Source organism: Hyphomonas sp. L-53-1-40 (assembly GCF_000682775.1).
Classification (GTDB): domain Bacteria; phylum Pseudomonadota; class Alphaproteobacteria; order Caulobacterales; family Hyphomonadaceae; genus Hyphomonas.
The window spans coordinates 31,587-47,674 of record NZ_AWFI01000021.1; the positions used below are offsets into that span (position 1 = coordinate 31,587).

Below are 16,088 nucleotides of genomic sequence, written 5' to 3' on the forward strand. Positions count from 1 at the left end.
TCCCTCAGAATGCGCCGCCTGAACAGGCCCTACGCTGGGGCAGGGGGCTATTCGGCGGGCGCAGCCACAAGACCGGAAGCGCGACCCATGACGTGGAAGATCTCATTCTGCTCCATCACGCCGGAGACGAGTTCCGATCCGGGTCCGGTCGCGAAGATGGCCACATCATCGCCCCCATGCGTTTCCGACGGCATGAAGACAAGCGAGGGTTGCTGGAAGTTCTTTTCGGTCGTGTCGATTTCGGAAAGGTCTTCGCGGGTGCAATCGGGTTCGCCGTCGACCAAATGACACGCGGTCATGCCGCTGGCATATGAAAGCGTCGTATAGGGTTTGCCGTCCTGTGCCTTCATCGGGGCGTTATCCAGCCCGCTGACGACCTTGCCGAGGATCGGGTTTCCGCGCTTGGGATAGCCGGAAATCGTCATCGTGTGTGAATGGTCCGCGGTCACGATGATCAGCGTCTCGTCCGCATCGGTCATTTCCAGCGCTGCGGCGAGGGCCTGGTCCAATTCATCGGTTTCCGACAGGGCCCGGGCGGCACTGACGCCATGATGGCCATGGTCAATTCGGCCGCCTTCGACCAGTAGTACAAAACCGTCCTCATCCTGGGACAGGCGCGTGATAGCCGCCCTGGTCAGATCGACCAGGGACGGCTCGCCAGCTGGGTCTTCGTCCCGGTCTAGCGCGAATTTCATGTGCGAGCCTTCAAACAGGCCGAGTACTTTTGCATTCGAGGCGAAGTCGATGGCCTCGAAACCAGCCTTGTCGGTGACATAGACATGGTCGGCGGACTTTGCGGTCCATTCGGCGGTCAGGTCGCGACCATCCGTGCGGCTTCCGGTGCGATTGGCGTCCTCGGCATCTGACTGTTCGGTCGTTGTGAAGGGCGCGCGGCCTCCGGCCATTGCCACTTCAAATCCGTCGCCTTCCGACCACTCGATGAATTGGCGGGCAATATCCTTGCAGTCGCCTGCGTCTCCGCCTTTCAGATCGCTGTCAGCTTCCCAGTCGCGGCTGGGGGTCTTGGCGAAGGTGGACGCCGGGGTTGCATGGGTCAGGCGGGCGGTGGAAACGAGACCCGTGGCAAGGCCTGACCGCTCGGCCAGTTCGAAAATTGACTCTGTCGTGCGCCCTTCGACGCTGGCGCAATTGCCGAAGCCGGCTTCCTTGAGGATGCCGAGCGTCCTTGAATTGACCTTGGCACCGGTCACCATCGCAGTTGCGGTCGAGGCGGAGTCGGAAACCTGGTAGTCGTGACTGTAAGTCTTGGACAGGGCCATGTTCGGCAGCGTGTCCATGGCCAGCGTGTAGGACTCACCGTCGAGTCCACGCTGTTGGCCAGCATAGATGCGGGCGGCGGTGATGGTCGGAATGCTCATGCCATCGCCAACGAAGAGGATGATGTTCTTCGTCGATTTTACGCCGCGCTCCTGAATGCGTGTTTCTACGGCTTCAGCGGCAGATTGATAATAGGAATCACTTGCCTGGATGGGTGTCGTGCCTTCGCGTAGCGGCGCCGATGAAGCTTCGCTTTGTGCCACGGCGGTATCAGACGGCGCTGAACAGCCAGCAACAGCAAGGGCGGTGAGTGAAGCAAGGGATAGAGCGGTACGGCGCATGAATAGTCTCCGGAATATCAGGGTCTGGGGCGGGCATAGACTGAGTTCGTGACACTATTGCTGCACTCAGTCGATTGGATCCACCTTGTGGCCGCGCTGGGCCAGCCAGACCGCGACAAGAATGAGCATACCACCGCCTGCCTGCAGGGTTGTTAGGGGTTCCTGAAAGAGATGCCACGAAATGGCAGCAGCCATGACAGGCTGGATCAGGATGATGACGCCAGCGATGGAGGTTGGCGTGCTGCCAAGCCCGGTGATGATCAGACCCTGACCCACGACGTGGATCACGATCCCGAGGAACAGGGGCACGGCGAAACCCGACAATTTCTCCGGCAGGAAGTTTTCACCAAAAGCCATGACCATGATGGCTCCGACAATCACTTCCACAAGTGTCAGCCAGAACAGGGTCTCCAGACCATTCAGTGTTCGTCGGGCGAGCTTCGAGCAAAGGAAATATCCCGAGACGCTGATCGCCGCGATAATCGCAATCCGATCCCCGACAAAACTGGCCCCCCCTTCGGCCGTACCGCCGAGTGACAGGGCCGATGCGCCGCCAATCGCCAGGATTACGGCGAAGAACCACATCGGCGCGGGGCGCTCCTTCAGAAACAGCCACGCCAGAAAGCCAACGCAGACGTTTCCGAGATTCACGATGAAGGTGGCATTGGACACGCTGGTCAGGGTGAGGGACCAGTGCCAGAAGCCAATGTCCACAGCAAAACAGATCCCGGCCAGAATGACATATATGTTCGGCTTGCGCGGGGCACGCCGCTCGACCAGCAGGACGAGCGCGGTCAGCACGGGTAGGGCAAATGTGTAGCGCCAGAACGCAATGGCCTGCGGGCCGAGGTCGTCGAGACCCAAGCGCAAGCCAATCGGCGCAAATCCGATGGCAACCGCGCCGCCAACCAGCATAAGCACGCCGAGCCATTCCCGGCGTGCCGGCGCTGTCATTTCTGTTGATGTCATTAAAAGAGGCCCGTCATGGCGCGAATGTCTTCAGGCGTCTTGCCGTCTTCACGCCATGCGCGCAATCCCCGGTCCCCTGCGCGCTTGGACAATTTCTTGCCATCTGCCCCCAAAACGAGCGGATGAAACGTATAAAGAGGCTGTGGCCAGTCCATCAGCGCCTGCAGCAGCACATGTACCGATGTCATCTCCCGGATGTCCTCGCCGCGTATGACATGCGTGATCCCCTGCAAGGCATCGTCGTGGCAGCAGGCGAGGTGATAGCTTGTTGGCGTATCCTTGCGCGCCAGCACCACGTCGCCAAAGGGTGCGGGGTCAGCTTTCACCCTGTGCTGGCCGCACTTTGAGAAGACTGTATAGCTCAACGCATCATATTCAGGACCGAGTTGGGCGCGGGCAGCCGAGAGGGATAGCCGCCACGCATAGGCGTGTCCCCGGTCCAGCAGTTCCCGCTCCTTGTCCGCAGGGAGCGACTTGCCAGTGAAGCCGGCCGTATCGGGACTGGCCCCGGCAGGCAGCGCGGCGGCGATCTCTCGACGGGTCTTGAAGCATCGATAAACCAGCCCGCGCGCCTTCAGGGAGTTGAGCGCGGACTCATATTCAGCGAAGTGGTCGGACTGGCGTCGCACGGGGCCATCCCAGTCCAGTCCGAGCCATTCAAGATCGGCGAGAATGGAGGTTTCGTACTCTGGACGGCATCGAGTCTGGTCAATGTCTTCAATCCGCAACAGCACCTTTCCATTATGGGCGCGGGCAGTGTCCCAGACATGGAAAGCTGAGAGCGCGTGCCCGAGATGCAAATGCCCGGTGGGGGACGGTGCGAACCGCGTGACAAATTCCCCGGCACCCATGCGACCCCCTGAATCAGCTTGTCTCTCAGGCAATCTAACCATCCCCCGCACAGGCTGAACAGCGTTTAGCTGTTGCAAGCACAGGGCAGGAACCGTATCGCACAGACATACAGGAGGTCATCTCGAATGCCTGTGGATACTTGGTTCACAACAGCCGAGCGCTGGTTCGAAACGAATGTGGTGGATGCGACAGAGCTCGCCACGTTTGGATTCGTGATGCTGTGTGTCCTGCTCGTTGCACTGGTCGTCCTGATGTTCAGCCTGCTGGGTTCGCTGTTGAAGACTTTGCGCAATGCGTCCGGGGCCCGGGCTGCGCGCAATGACAAGTCGCCCGGATACCGCGTGCTTGTCGCCCGCCCGGCTGGCAAAGGCGCGGGTCGCGCATGGAAATGGCTGCTCTCGGCGCTCAATTCCCACCTCTCCGAATTTAATTTCGGTGCGCCCCTGAAAGTGTTCCGCACGGGCACTATTCACGGCGGCATCGAAACGCGCACGGTCCAGCGTGCCCGTCGGCGACTGGAAGTGGCAGATGCGGACATGCTGGTCTGGGCAGACAGGACCGGTCGGCGCGAAGATGGCTTTGTCATTCACGGCCTAAGCCGCGGTGGTGGCCTGACAGCCACGGAAGCGAAGCTGTTCACGCTGCCAATGCCCGGAAAGATGATCGACCTTGAGGGGCAGATGCCACGCGTGGCCGCTTACTTCCTTGCGCGGGAATTGCAGCCTGCGCTGGCCAATCCGCAATCCTTCCGGCCCGAAAAGATAAAGATCCTGTCTAATGCGCTGGCTGAAATCCTTGAGGACTCGCCTACGCTTCCGGTCGCTCTGCGCAGCCGTATCGAAGCCGATTTTTGCGCGTCTCTGGTGCACGTTGCCGAACAGTCTGGAGATATGGATGCGCTCGACCACGTGATCACGCTTCGGAGAATCCATCTCCAGGATATCAAGAGTGATGGCGACACATCGCAGGCCGTTCAGGCGCACATGGATCTCGGCCGGGCCCTGCTGGCGCGCGCGACAAACCAGTTCGATCGCAAGACCGTCGAGGAGGCGATCAGTCATCTCACCAAAGTGATTGAGGCCTTGCAGGCGGACCCGACCATAAAGCGCGCCCAAGCCGCTTCTGACGCCATGTACAAGGCGCAGAACCTGCTTGAGACACGCAAGAGGTTTGCCGTGAATTTCGGCGGCTAGCGCTAAGTTTCGCGGTCAGGTCGACGCACCCAAGCCGATTGGGCAGGACACGCCCGTGCCTCCAATCCCGCAATACCCGTTCGGGTTTTTCGCAAGGTATTGCTGATGGTATTCCTCGGCGAGATAAACCTTGTCCAATGGCGCAAGCTCCGTTGTGATCTGGCTGGCATGGCCGCTCTGGGCAAGCGACTTCTCATATACTGCGATCATCTCACGCGCCGTTTCGGCTTGTGCCTCGGATGTCGTATAAATTGCCGAGCGGTATTGCGTGCCGATGTCATTTCCCTGACGCATGCCCTGGGTCGGGTCATGACTTTCGAGGAACAGTTTCACGAGTGCGGCGAAGGTCACTTCGGCAGGGTTGAAAACCACTTCAACGATTTCCGTGTGCCCGGTCCCGCCTGAGCAGACTTCTTCATAGGTCGGGTTCGGGGTCGATCCGCCAGCATAACCAACACGGGTCAGCCACACGCCAGCCTGTTGCCAGAATATGCGCTCAGCGCCCCAGAAGCAGCCGAGGGCGAACACGGCCGTTTCATATCCCGCCGGAACAGGGGCCTGCAGGTCGCGGTCGAATACATAATGCGTGGTGGCGGTCGGGATCGGATTGGGGCGGCCGGGCAGGGCGCTCTCGGCATCCGGGATGGTCAGTTTTTTCTTCGAGAACAACATGAGGGGTCTCCCTTTATGTGTCTCATATGGGTTTGTCTGCCGGGAACGGCAATCACAGTCTTGCGATCTTGCAGGCCTTCGGTTATTGGCTCCCCTCTGCTGAGTACGGTGAGGTGGCCGAGTGGTCGAAGGCGCACGCCTGGAAAGTGTGTAGGCTAGCAATAGTCTCCAGGGTTCGAATCCCTGTCTCACCGCCAGCAAACTTCTGCATCACAAGACTTTTTTCACGGCAAGGCGTTGCCGTGAAGCTGTGAATGGTGCTGCAGCCCGCGCACGTGGCGCGAGCCGCAAAACAGGATATATTTCTTGGATTAGTTCGGCTTTGCGGGCGCAGGATCTTTCCGGGTGTCCGGTTGAGTGTGAGGTGCGTCGCCCTGTTTTTTCGATTGCGGTTGTTGTTTTTGAGTTGGCGGCGCAGCAGCGTTCTTTGACGCAACAGGCTGGGCCTTCGGCGTGGCTGGCGCGGCGACCTTGGCCGCGTGTTTCGGGCTTGGGGAAGTTGGCTTGGAGTCCTGAAGCAATGGCGTATAGATCCATTGTTCAGGCTTGTTCGGTGCAGAAATGCGTGCCCAGTCGCCCTGTACCAGATAAATGCTCACTTCGGCGCCAAGGTTCAGGACCGTCAGGACTGAGTTGTGCGTGCCCGGCCCACCGCGCACATTCACAGCGCTAGCCTTTACATAGCGGATGCCATGATGGTCGGCAGCGCTTTGCGGATTTTCGCGCGGGGCCTGGGCAGAAGCGATCGGCCCGAATGCGGCTGCGCTGGATACGAGGCCGATAGCGAGGAGGGTTTTCAACTTTCTATTCAGCATGGGATGAGTCCTGATCCTGAGAATGCGTGGTTCACCATGACTAGGCGATCCCTATGCCGAGGGTTTGTCAGCTCCCCGGGAAATGGTGTCGGTGTGCAACATCGGTGTCCGCGAATTGGCGCCTCTGTGGCGACACCAAGGCGCGTGTTGACGATCTGGCAATGTCTGACTGGAAACTCTGCAAATGCTTTATGGATTTTGAGCGAATGTTAACTAATTGTCGCAATTCTTGACGCTGAACCTCTAACCGTCCCTGCCAAGGATTAACGCCATGCTGATACGCGCAGCTGCCACTCTTGCCGGAACCCTCCTCATCGGACTTCCGGCGCTCGCCCAGGAACTCATCGTCGAGCAACAGGTCGAACGTGTGATCGTCATCGAAGACGAAGAAGGCGGATTGGAAATGGAGCTGCTGCCTGCTGAGGAAGTGAAGCCGGGCGAGCAGTTGTTTTATTCCGTGACATATTCAAATCCAGGCGAAGCCCCGGCAAGGGACGCTGTTCTGACCTTGCCTGTGCCCGCAGATGTGAGCCTGCTCGAAGATTCAGCCATGGCCGAATATGATCAGGCCTCTGTTGATTTCTCCATGGACGGCGGGGCGACATACGTGCCGCGTGAAAAACTGATCGCGGAATCCAGTCTCGATGAGATCCAGCCGGTGAGTGTGTCCATGCCGGAAGAGATCACGCATATGCGCTGGACCTTCAATCGAGAGATTGGTCCGAAAGATTCAGGCAAGATTTTCTTTGCGGCGGTCCTCAAGGAAAATACGCGTCCCGTCAGCCCTTGAATTGACGGACACAAGGCCGTTAGCGTAACGCGTGCGGCATGACACTCTTAAAAATCTGCGGCCTGACCGATCCCGACCTCGTGCGCTATACCGCGCAAGCGGGGGCAGACTGGATTGGGTTCGTGTTTGCCGAGGCCAGCCCGCGGCACGTAACGGAAGCAGCGGCGGCCAACCTTTTGATGCAGGTAGGGTCCGCCACGCCGGTGGCCTTGCTGGTTGACCCGGACGACGCGCAGATCGACCGGATCGTGGCGCTGGGGTTTCCGATATTGCAATTGCACGGTTCGGAATCCCCTGAGCGCGTCGCCGAAATCAAGGCACGGACGCGTCTGGAGATCTGGAAAGCCGTGGGAATTGCCGATTCAGACGATCTGAAGCGGGCTGAGGCCTACACGGCAGCCGATCGGCTTCTGGTGGACGCGAAACCGCCTAAGGGCGCTGACCGGACAGGCGGGCACGGATTGGCATTTGACTGGAATTTACTGAAAGGCTGGCAGAGACCGGCACCCTGGATTCTTGCTGGGGGTCTGACACCGGACAATGTCTCCGATGCCGTGCGTCTGACCGGTGCGTCAGCAGTGGATGTCTCTTCAGGCGTAGAGCGTGTTCGCGGCCTGAAGGACCGGGCACTGGTAAAGACATTTATCGACGCCTCAAAAAATTCATAACAAACTGATTGTTCCGTTTTTGTTCTGTGCTAATATGGCTCCTATTGGCAATGGGAGGACGTGTCATGTTTCCAGAAGAACTGACGAGTGTCGCTGGCAAGTTGGCGGAATGCTGCAATTCTGGCCGCGAGGCCGAAGCGCTGGACACACTGTACGCACAAGATTGTGTGTCGGTCGAAGCGCTTGCAATGGGCGATGCGGGCCGCGAAGCTCAGGGGCTCGACGCCATCAAGGGCAAGCACGACTGGTGGTATGGCGCGCACGATGTGCACAAGGTTAGTGCCGAGGGGCCGTTCCTGTTTGGGGATGACCAATTTTCTCTCGTCTTCGACATGGATGTCACCAACAAGGAGTCCGGCGAGCGGATGCAAGCCAGGGAAGTTGGCGTGTACACGGTCAAGGACGGGAAGATCGTTCGAGAGGAATTTTTCTATTCCCCCATGGGCTGACGCGTCACGGGGCCGGGCGCATCGTCGCGCTTTCCTTGGCACGTCCTTCGGTCTAGATACGGGCCGGTAGTGCAAGGAAAGCAGAACGATGGATTTGCGGAACACATGGGACCAATGGCCAGATGCGAATGGCCGCTTTGGCGACTTTGGTGGGCGCTATGTCGCCGAGACATTGATGCCATTGATCCTCGAACTTGAGGCCGAATACCGCAAGGCCAAGGAAGATCCAGCTTTCAAGGCGGAAATGGACGATTTGTGGGCCCATTATGTCGGGCGTCCATCGCCGCTTTATTTTGCGGAACGGCTGACCGAGCATTTCGATGGCGCGAAAATCTATTTCAAGCGCGATGAGCTAAACCATACCGGCGCGCACAAGATCAATAATTGCCTCGGCCAGGTCCTGCTCGCCAGGCGTATGGGCAAGACCCGTATCATTGCTGAAACGGGCGCCGGCCAGCATGGCGTTGCCACCGCGACAATCTGCGCGCGCTTCGGACTGGATTGCGTTGTCTTCATGGGCGAGACGGATGTCGAGCGCCAGAAGCCGAACGTTTTCCGCATGAAACTGCTCGGCGCAGAGATCGTGCCGGTCTCTTCCGGCACAGGAACCCTGAAAGACGCAATGAATGAAGCGCTGCGTGACTGGGTCACCAATGTTGACGATACGTTTTATTGCATTGGTACGGCAGCCGGGCCTCATCCGTATCCAGAGCTTGTTCGAGATTTCCAGAGCATTATCGGCAAAGAGGCACGCGCCCAGATTCTTGAGCGGGAAGGGCGTCTGCCCGACGCGGTCATGGCTTGTATCGGCGGTGGTTCGAACGCGATTGGCCTGTTTCACCCTTTCCTTGAAGATGAGGGCGTTCGCCTGATCGGTGTCGAGGCTGCGGGGCACGGTATCGAGACGGGCGAGCACGCTGCCGCGCTGAATGGCGGCAAGCCAGGCATCTTGCATGGGAACAAGACCTATCTCCTTCAAACCGATGACGGCCAGATCATCGATGCGCATTCGATCTCGGCGGGACTGGACTATCCGGGCATCGGGCCAGAACACGCTTTCCTGAGAGATTCCGGTCGCGCTGAATACTTGTCGTGCACGGACAAGGAGGCGCTTGCAGCTTTCCAACTCTGCACGCGGCTTGAAGGCATTATTCCGGCGCTCGAGCCCTCCCACGCCATTGCGCGCGTAGGGGAGGTCGCTCAGGCACTCGGCAAGGATGGGCTGATGATCCTGAACATGTGTGGTCGCGGCGACAAGGACGTTTTCTCGGTCGCCAAGGCCCTCGGCGTCGATATGTAGGGAAGAGGCCGATGATCTCGCATGTGACCTTGGGCACGAATGATCTGGAAAATGCAGCTGCCTTTTACGAGCCGATCATGCAGGCGCTTGGGAATCCGCGTGTACCATTCGAGCGGTCTGATCCGTTTATCATGTGGCGGCGTCCGGGCGATGACCGCCCGCTGGTCGCTTTGGTACGGCCGTTCAATGACCAGCGACACGAGCCGGGCAATGGCCAGATGCTCGCCCTGCTCGCACCCGACCGGCCCAGCGTAGATGAGGCGCACGCAATTGCCATCTCTCGCGGCGCTCAGGATGAGGGTACCCCGTGCCTGCGCCCGCAATATCACGCGAATTATTACGGGGCATATTTCCGAGATCTCGATGGAAACAAGATTTGCATCGTTTGCCACGATCCCGATGGACGAGGCGGCTAGAAAATGTTCCCCTGCGTCTTCACTTTTCTTTTGTCGAGAGAGCAAATTGACTGATCTCCTTCTCATTCGCATTACCTGTCCGTCTCGCCGTGTGGCCGAGGAAATTGGCGACGCGGCCATCGAGCACCGTCTCGCTGCCTGCGCCAATCTCGAAGGGCCGGTCTCGTCCACCTATCGCTGGAAGAGTGTGGTGGAGCAGGCCTTCGAATTCGTATTATGGCTGAAAGCGCCAAAAGCGAATTGGGATCGGATCGAAGCCCTCGTCCTGACGCACCATCCCTATGACGTACCCGCTATGGTCGCATTGCCTTGCATTCAGGCGAATGCGCCTTATGAGGCATGGGTTCACGAGAATACGGACACCTGATGCCAACTTCCCGCATTACAGACACCTTCGCCCGCGCAAGCGGCGAATCCCGCGCCGTTCTGGTTTCCTACCTTATGGCCGGCGACCCCGACCTTGAGACGAGCTATGCCGCCATGTGCGCGCTGCGCGACAATGGCGCCGATATCATTGAGCTTGGCGCGCCCTTTACCGACCCGATGGCCGATGGGGCATCCATTCAGAAGGCGGGCTTGCGCGCGCTCGCCAATAAAACAACGCTCGCTGACACGCTGGCGCTGGCGGCACGGTTTCGCGCCGAGGACCAGACAACGCCTGTCATTATCATGGGATATGCCAATCCTGTGTTCTGCATGAGATATGCTGAGTTCGCCAAGGCGGCTCATGCAGCCGGTGTCGACGGAACGATCCTGGTAGATTTGCCGCCGGAAGAAGATGGCGAACTGCGCGAGGCCTATGCGCAATACGATCTTTCCGTCATTCGGCTTGCGACCCCCACCACTCATGAAAACCGGATGAAAAAGGTTGCCGAAGGCGCCAGCGGATTCCTCTATTTTGTCGCTGTGACAGGCGTTACAGGCGCTGGCAGCGCGGATCCGCAGGCGATTGCCGGGAACATTGAAATGGCCAAACGTGTTTCAGGATTGCCGGTCTGTGTGGGTTTTGGCGTCAAAACTGGCGCTCAAGCTGCAGAAATGGCTAAAATTGCCGATGGGGTTGTCGTAGGCTCCGCTTTCGTGGAGCATGCAGAAAAGGCCCACGAATCGGGGGATTTTGCCAGTGCACCGCGGGGAATGGGCGCGTTGGCGAAGGAGTTGAGCTCGGCGATCAGAACGATCACCAAGCCTTAAGTGTTGATTGCCGCCGAGGAGGTTCTGGCATGAACTGGATTACCAAGGTCACCCCGCCGGGCCTGAAGACCATGCTCGCGAAGAAGGACACGCCCGACGATTTGTGGGTGAAATGTCCTCTGTCCGGCGAACTGGTCTACAAGACCGATCTGGAAGAAAACTGGCATGTCACACCAGCTGGCGCGCATCTGCGGATCAGCCCGCGCACCCGCCTGCGCCTCCTGTTCGATGATGAGCGCTGGGAGCCTTTAGCCCTGCCATCGGTTCCGCATGACCCCCTGAAATTCAAGGATGACAAGCCTTATCCGTCGCGCCTGAAGGCTGCGAAGGCCAAGATTGCGGCCCGCGACAAGAAAGAGTCCGAAAATGGCGGCGCGCCGATCATCCAGGAAGACTGTATGGTGGCGGCCTATGGAAAGATCGGCGGTGTCCCCACAGTTGTGCTGGTTCAGGATTTCGCCTTCATGGGTGGGTCGCTGGGCATGGCGGCAGGAGAAGGCTTTGTAGCGGCTGCGCAAATGGCGCTGGCCCGCAAGGCGGGCTTTGTTGTCTGCACAGCATCCGGTGGTGCCCGCATGCAGGAAGGCACGCTGAGCCTGATGCAGATGCCGCGCACGACGCTCGCGATCAATGAACTGGCTGAAGCCAAACTACCTTATATCGTGCTACTGACTGATCCGACGTCGGGCGGTGTGTCGGCGTCTTATGCGATGCTTGGCGACATCCATATTGCCGAACCTGGCGCAATGATCGCTTTTTCCGGCCCGCGTGTGATTGAACAGACTATTCGCGAAAGCCTGCCGAAAGGGTTCCAGCGATCCGAATTCCTGCGCGAAAAGGGCCAGGTGGACATTGTCTGTGACCGGCGCAAACTGAAGGACACGATCTCCAATGTCCTGTCGATGCTAATGCCAAATGTGCGGCGCGCTGAAGATCGCCTGCCGGTTTCTCTGACACCACCCAAAACGCATGCCGCCAAGACCCCAAACAAGAGTAAGGGCAGCTCTGCTTGATCGGTGACAGTTCGGCCCTGGCCGAGGCGCTGGGGCGGTTCGAAGGGCTATATCCAGACACGATTGAACTATCGCTCGGGCGCGTCTTGAATGCGCTTGAGATGCTTGGACGGCCGCAAGACGGGCTTCCGCCCGTGATTCATGTGGCCGGAACCAACGGCAAAGGGTCCACCTGCGCCTTCATGCGGGCCATGATGGAAGCAGCGGGCCTTAGCGTTCATGTCTTTACCAGTCCGCACCTCGTGCGTTTCAACGAGCGTATCCGGCTCGCCGGTGAGATCGTGGATGATGCGCGCCTGATCGACTGGCTGGAGCGAACCCATGACGCGATCAAGGGGCAGGAGATCACACAATTCGAGGCGACCACGGCCACGGCCCTGCTCGCCTTCTCGGAAGTGCCCGCCGATGTACTGATCCTCGAAGTCGGACTTGGTGGCAGCTATGATGCGACCAATGTGATCGAGCAGCCCGCGCTGAGCGTCATTACGCCGATCGATTTTGATCACAAGGCCTTTCTCGGCTCGGATATTCGCAAGATTGCGGGTGAGAAAGCGGGGATCATCAAGTCCGGCCGCCCGGCGCTGACCGCGATCCAGCGCAAGATCTGTGACGATGTCATCGCAAAACGGGCCGAAGATGTTGGCGCGCCGCTCTATCGCCTGAAAGCGCACTTCATTGATGCAATGCCGGAAGACCTTGGCCTGTTGGGCGAACACCAGCGGGCCAATGCGGCTCTGGCCGCCATGGCCGTGCAGCTGTTCGGGAATTCCACAATCATCGACCAGAATGCGATCTTCGAAGGCGCCCGCAACGTGGTGTGGCCTGCGCGTATGCAGCGCCTGAAAGACGGGCCGCTTACGGCGCTCGCTCCCGATCAGGAAATCTGGCTGGATGGCGGACACAATCCGCATGCGGCCCGCGCCATTGCGAGACAGCTGAACAACATGCCCGGGCGTACCGCACTGGTCGCAGCCATGCTCGCCTCCAAGGATGCGACCGGCTATTTCATGCCGTTCCGGCAGGTGCGACCTGAGGTCTTCACCTTGCCGAACGCGCCGGGTCATCAGGGCGCCGAACCTCAAGCCTTGGCGGAAGCGGCCACCAATGCGGGGCTGAAAGCCGCCGCGTGCGACAGCCTCGAAGCTGCGCTCAAGGCTGCGGCGGCAACCGGCGTTGAGCGTATCCTGATTTGCGGATCTCTGTATCTGGCAGGGGAGGTGCTCGCGCGGAATGGCGAGCCGCCAGTGTAGCGCTATTCAGCGGCGAGTTTCATCCCGTCGCCTTCATCATTCAGCGTTTCAGCGACCTTGTGCGCCAGTCGGCGCGCCACTTCGGTCTTGCCCATGCGTGGCCAGCGTTCGGATCCGTCCCGGGTGATCAAGGCAATCTCGTTTTCCGAGCCGCCCATCACATCCCCGGAGACATCATTGGCGACGATCCAGTCACAATTCTTGCGGGCGAGCTTCGCTTCAGCGTGCTCCTCGACATCATGGGTCTCTGCGGCGAAGCCGATCACCAGGGCGGGTCGGTGCTTGCGCTTGTTGGCCAGCGTCTTGAGGATGTCCGGGTTTTCGGTCAGTTCCATGGAGGGATGTTCGCTGCCCGCGCCCTTGATCTTCAGCTTCTTGGTTGCGGCCCGTGCCGGGCGCCAGTCAGCAACTGCGGCCACAGAAACGAACACGTCAGCAGGCAGAGCGTCCTCGCAGGCCTTCAACATCTGGCGGGCTGTCTCGACCGGTACGAAATTCACTCCCCGTGGTGCGGGCAGGGCGACCGGACCGGAGACTAAAGTGACCTGCGCACCAAGACACGCGAGCGCTTCGGCAATCGCATAGCCTTGCTTGCCGGAAGAGTGGTTGGACAAGAACCGAACAGGATCCAGCGGTTCGCGTGTCGGGCCTGCTGTGACAAGCGCGTGGGTTCCCGCGAGTGCGCCGGTGGCGTCTCCTGCCAGCATGCGTTCGATTTCTTCGGCGATGACCGGAAGTTCCGGAAGGCGGCCAGGACCGAATTCACCGCAGGCCATCGCGCCTTCGTCCGGCTCCATCACCGTCACGCCATCCGCGCGGAGCGTTTCGACATTCCGCATGGTTGCCGGATGCTGCCACATGCGCACATTCATGGCGGGTACCATCAGGACAGGCTTGTTGGTCGCGAGCAGCGTTGTGGAGGCGAGGTCATTGGCAAGACCGCCCGCAGCCTTGGCCATCAGATCTGCTGTGGCCGGGCACACGACCACGAGATCAGCCGAGCGGGACAGCTCAATATGGCCCATTTCCGCTTCGTCACTGAGGTTGAACAGCTCGGTATAGACCTTGTCGCCGGACAGTGCGGAGACCGAGAGAGGGGTGACGAATTCCTGGCCGCCTTTCGTCACGATGCAACGGCAGGCAATGTCGCGGCGCCGCAACTCCCGGATCAGTTCCAGGCTTTTATAGGCGGCAATGCCACCGGAAATGATCAAAAGGATGCGTTTCTGCGTCATGGGGAAGCTCTATTCGTTAAGCCTGTCTTATCGCAAATTTCTTGCCGTTACCCCATGAAATCCCTGTGAACTTGGCGGCTCGGTTAAGGTTTTGGCGGGTTTCAGCAGGGAAATGACCGAAACGCGCTATTTCGCTGCCCAGATGCCCAGCGCAACCAGGGCCGCGATGAAGCCAAACCAGCCCCACCAGGGCGCAAACCGGCGTGGAAGCGGCGGGGGCGAAACCGGTTCGAGTAGTGAGGCCTCAAATTTGTCCATGACTTCTGGCAGACGCTTCAACCGGTTGGTGATCTCTTTCACATTGCCGGCGACAAGCTTTGCGGCGCCCTCTGGGCCGAAGCTGCGCCGGATCCACGTGCCGACCACGGGTTCGGACGCAAACCATATATTGTGCGACGGGTCGATCGCGCGGGCGACGCCTTCCACTTGGACCATGGTCTTCTGGAGCAGGACAAGTTCCGGACGCAGGGACATTCCGAATGTGTGCGTATAGTCGAACAATTGAAGCAGGACGCGACCCATCGAGACTTCTTCGGCCGGTTTGCCATGTACGGGTTCGCCGATGGAACGGAGAGCTTGTGCGAACTCCCCGATGGACTGGTTGGCCGGTACATAACCGGCCTCGAAATGGACTTCGGCAACACGGCGGTAATCGCGCTTCAGGAAGCCCCAAAGGATTTCGGCGAGGAAGCGGCGCTCGACCAGGCCGATCCGGCCAATGATTCCGAAATCCACCAGGGCCACCTTGCCTTCCGGCGTGATGATGAGATTGCCTTCATGCATGTCCGCATGGAACACGCCGTATTCGATCGCATGGGTCAGGAAGCCCTGCGTGATGTCGTTCGCCAATTTCTTGCGGTCGATGCCGGGACGGTCCAGCGCTTTTGGATCGGTGAGAGAAACTCCGTCGATCCAGTCGATGGTAAGAACCCGGCGACCGGTGCGGTCCCAATCGACGGAGGGAATGACGAAATGGCCGGATTTCTGGCTGATTTCGTGCATTTCGTCTGCGCCGCCTGCTTCGAGGCGCAGGTCGGTTTCCCGCATCATGGCATTCGCAATGGTTTCAGTGAAAGCCACAGGTTTCAGACGCTGGCTCTCGGCTGAGATGCCTTCGATGGTGCGCGCAGCGCGTTTCATGGCAGAAAGCTCCACCATCAATTTGTGCTCAATGCCCGGCCGCAGGATTTTCACGGCGCGTTCGCCTTCTGGCAGGGACATCTTGTGGACCTGCGCGATGGACGCGGCCGCAACCGGGTCTGACAATTCGGCAAACAGGCGTGCGGCGTCAGCCTCACCAAACTCTTCCGCGAGGGCGGCGCGCGCCGCTTTCATCGAAAAGGGCGGCAGCTTGTCCTTCAGACGGCCCAGATCCTGGGTGACTTCAGCGCCGAACACATCCGGGCGCGTGGCCAGGAACTGCCCCAGCTTGATATAAGCCGGTCCCAGCTTTTCCAATGCGCGGGCAAGCCGCTGGCCAGGCCGTCCGCGCGCCCCACCACCAAGGACGCGTAGCACCCGCCCGGCGATGCGGGCAGGCAGAGGCAGGCGTGTCTGGTAAGCGCCCGGCAGGATCACATCATGACGTGCCAACGCAATGCCAGCGCGCATCAAGCGGCGATAATCTCCAATCAGTCCCATGCCATGCTCCGC

The 16,088-nt window shown here is 59.6% G+C and carries 17 protein-coding genes and 1 tRNA gene; 11 read left to right on the plus strand and 7 right to left on the minus strand.

The window, feature by feature from the left end; genetic code table 11:
- Nucleotides 1–47 precede the first annotated feature (47 nt).
- From L53_RS15660 to gluQRS, 3 genes are all read right to left on the minus strand, one after another.
- Nucleotides 48–1,619, minus strand: a complete 1,572-nt coding sequence (locus L53_RS15660) for an alkaline phosphatase (RefSeq protein ID WP_034817557.1) — start codon at nt 1,617–1,619, stop codon at nt 48–50.
- Between the two features lie 66 nt (nt 1,620–1,685).
- Nucleotides 1,686–2,573: a DMT family transporter gene (locus L53_RS15665; RefSeq protein ID WP_034817743.1), complete on the minus strand. Its 888-nt coding sequence runs from the start codon at nt 2,571–2,573 to the stop codon at nt 1,686–1,688.
- A 14-nt stretch (nt 2,574–2,587) separates the two neighbouring features.
- A complete protein-coding gene (gene gluQRS, locus L53_RS15670; protein WP_034817559.1) occupies nt 2,588–3,439 on the minus strand; it encodes a tRNA glutamyl-Q(34) synthetase GluQRS in 852 nt (283 codons plus the stop codon).
- Nucleotides 3,440–3,565: 126 nt separating this feature from the next.
- Here gluQRS and L53_RS15675 point away from each other — a divergent pair, with 126 nt between their 5' ends.
- Nucleotides 3,566–4,633: a hypothetical protein gene (locus L53_RS15675; protein WP_034817562.1), complete on the plus strand. Its 1,068-nt coding sequence runs from the start codon at nt 3,566–3,568 to the stop codon at nt 4,631–4,633.
- A gap of 15 nt (nt 4,634–4,648) precedes the next feature.
- Here the strand turns inward: L53_RS15675 and msrA are convergent, their stop codons facing one another.
- Nucleotides 4,649–5,305, minus strand: coding sequence for a peptide-methionine (S)-S-oxide reductase MsrA (gene msrA / locus L53_RS15680; protein ID WP_034817564.1), 657 nt, complete (start codon nt 5,303–5,305; stop codon nt 4,649–4,651).
- 107 nt (nt 5,306–5,412) lie between these two features.
- Between msrA and L53_RS15685 the strand changes: the two genes are divergently transcribed.
- A tRNA-Ser gene (locus L53_RS15685) sits at nt 5,413–5,502 on the plus strand.
- Nucleotides 5,503–5,616: 114 nt separating this feature from the next.
- On the opposite strand, the gene L53_RS15690 is transcribed toward L53_RS15685, so the two are convergent.
- Nucleotides 5,617–6,120: an SH3 domain-containing protein gene (locus tag L53_RS15690; protein WP_034817566.1), complete on the minus strand. Its 504-nt coding sequence runs from the start codon at nt 6,118–6,120 to the stop codon at nt 5,617–5,619.
- 271 nt (nt 6,121–6,391) lie between these two features.
- On the opposite strand from L53_RS15690, the gene L53_RS15695 reads away from it, so the two are divergent.
- The 9 genes from L53_RS15695 to L53_RS15735 all read left to right on the plus strand — a co-directional run bounded on the left by L53_RS15695 (nt 6,392) and on the right by L53_RS15735 (nt 13,200).
- Nucleotides 6,392–6,910: a DUF11 domain-containing protein gene (locus tag L53_RS15695; protein ID WP_034817570.1), complete on the plus strand. Its 519-nt coding sequence runs from the start codon at nt 6,392–6,394 to the stop codon at nt 6,908–6,910.
- Nucleotides 6,911–6,948: 38 nt separating this feature from the next.
- Nucleotides 6,949–7,578: a phosphoribosylanthranilate isomerase gene (locus L53_RS15700; RefSeq protein ID WP_034817574.1), complete on the plus strand. Its 630-nt coding sequence runs from the start codon at nt 6,949–6,951 to the stop codon at nt 7,576–7,578.
- A gap of 65 nt (nt 7,579–7,643) precedes the next feature.
- Nucleotides 7,644–8,027: a nuclear transport factor 2 family protein gene (locus tag L53_RS15705; protein ID WP_034817576.1), complete on the plus strand. Its 384-nt coding sequence runs from the start codon at nt 7,644–7,646 to the stop codon at nt 8,025–8,027.
- Between the two features lie 88 nt (nt 8,028–8,115).
- The gene (gene trpB / locus L53_RS15710) at nt 8,116–9,327 is read left to right on the plus strand and encodes a tryptophan synthase subunit beta (RefSeq protein ID WP_034817578.1); all 1,212 of its coding nucleotides are present in this window, start codon (nt 8,116–8,118) and stop codon (nt 9,325–9,327) included.
- An 11-nt stretch (nt 9,328–9,338) separates the two neighbouring features.
- The gene (locus tag L53_RS15715; RefSeq protein ID WP_034817580.1) at nt 9,339–9,743 is read left to right on the plus strand and encodes a VOC family protein; all 405 of its coding nucleotides are present in this window, start codon (nt 9,339–9,341) and stop codon (nt 9,741–9,743) included.
- Between the two features lie 91 nt (nt 9,744–9,834).
- A complete protein-coding gene (cutA, locus tag L53_RS15720; protein ID WP_369794184.1) occupies nt 9,835–10,110 on the plus strand; it encodes a divalent-cation tolerance protein CutA in 276 nt (91 codons plus the stop codon).
- Nucleotides 10,110–10,937: a tryptophan synthase subunit alpha gene (trpA, locus tag L53_RS15725; RefSeq protein ID WP_034817591.1), complete on the plus strand. Its 828-nt coding sequence runs from the start codon at nt 10,110–10,112 to the stop codon at nt 10,935–10,937. Before cutA ends, trpA begins: the two co-directional genes overlap by 1 nt.
- 29 nt (nt 10,938–10,966) lie before the next feature.
- Nucleotides 10,967–11,950, plus strand: coding sequence for an acetyl-CoA carboxylase carboxyltransferase subunit beta (locus L53_RS15730; RefSeq protein ID WP_034817593.1), 984 nt, complete (start codon nt 10,967–10,969; stop codon nt 11,948–11,950).
- Nucleotides 11,947–13,200, plus strand: coding sequence for a folylpolyglutamate synthase/dihydrofolate synthase family protein (locus tag L53_RS15735; RefSeq protein WP_034817595.1), 1,254 nt, complete (start codon nt 11,947–11,949; stop codon nt 13,198–13,200). Before L53_RS15730 ends, L53_RS15735 begins: the two co-directional genes overlap by 4 nt.
- A 2-nt stretch (nt 13,201–13,202) precedes the next feature.
- Here the strand turns inward: L53_RS15735 and coaBC are convergent, their stop codons facing one another.
- Together coaBC and ubiB are read right to left on the minus strand one after the other, a co-directional pair.
- Complete coding sequence (gene coaBC, locus L53_RS15740; RefSeq protein ID WP_034817597.1) at nt 13,203–14,435, minus strand: bifunctional phosphopantothenoylcysteine decarboxylase/phosphopantothenate--cysteine ligase CoaBC; 1,233 nt, start codon at nt 14,433–14,435, stop codon at nt 13,203–13,205.
- 126 nt (nt 14,436–14,561) lie between these two features.
- Nucleotides 14,562–16,076, minus strand: coding sequence for a 2-polyprenylphenol 6-hydroxylase (ubiB, locus tag L53_RS15745; protein WP_034817599.1), 1,515 nt, complete (start codon nt 16,074–16,076; stop codon nt 14,562–14,564).
- Nucleotides 16,077–16,088: the final 12 nt, after the last annotated feature.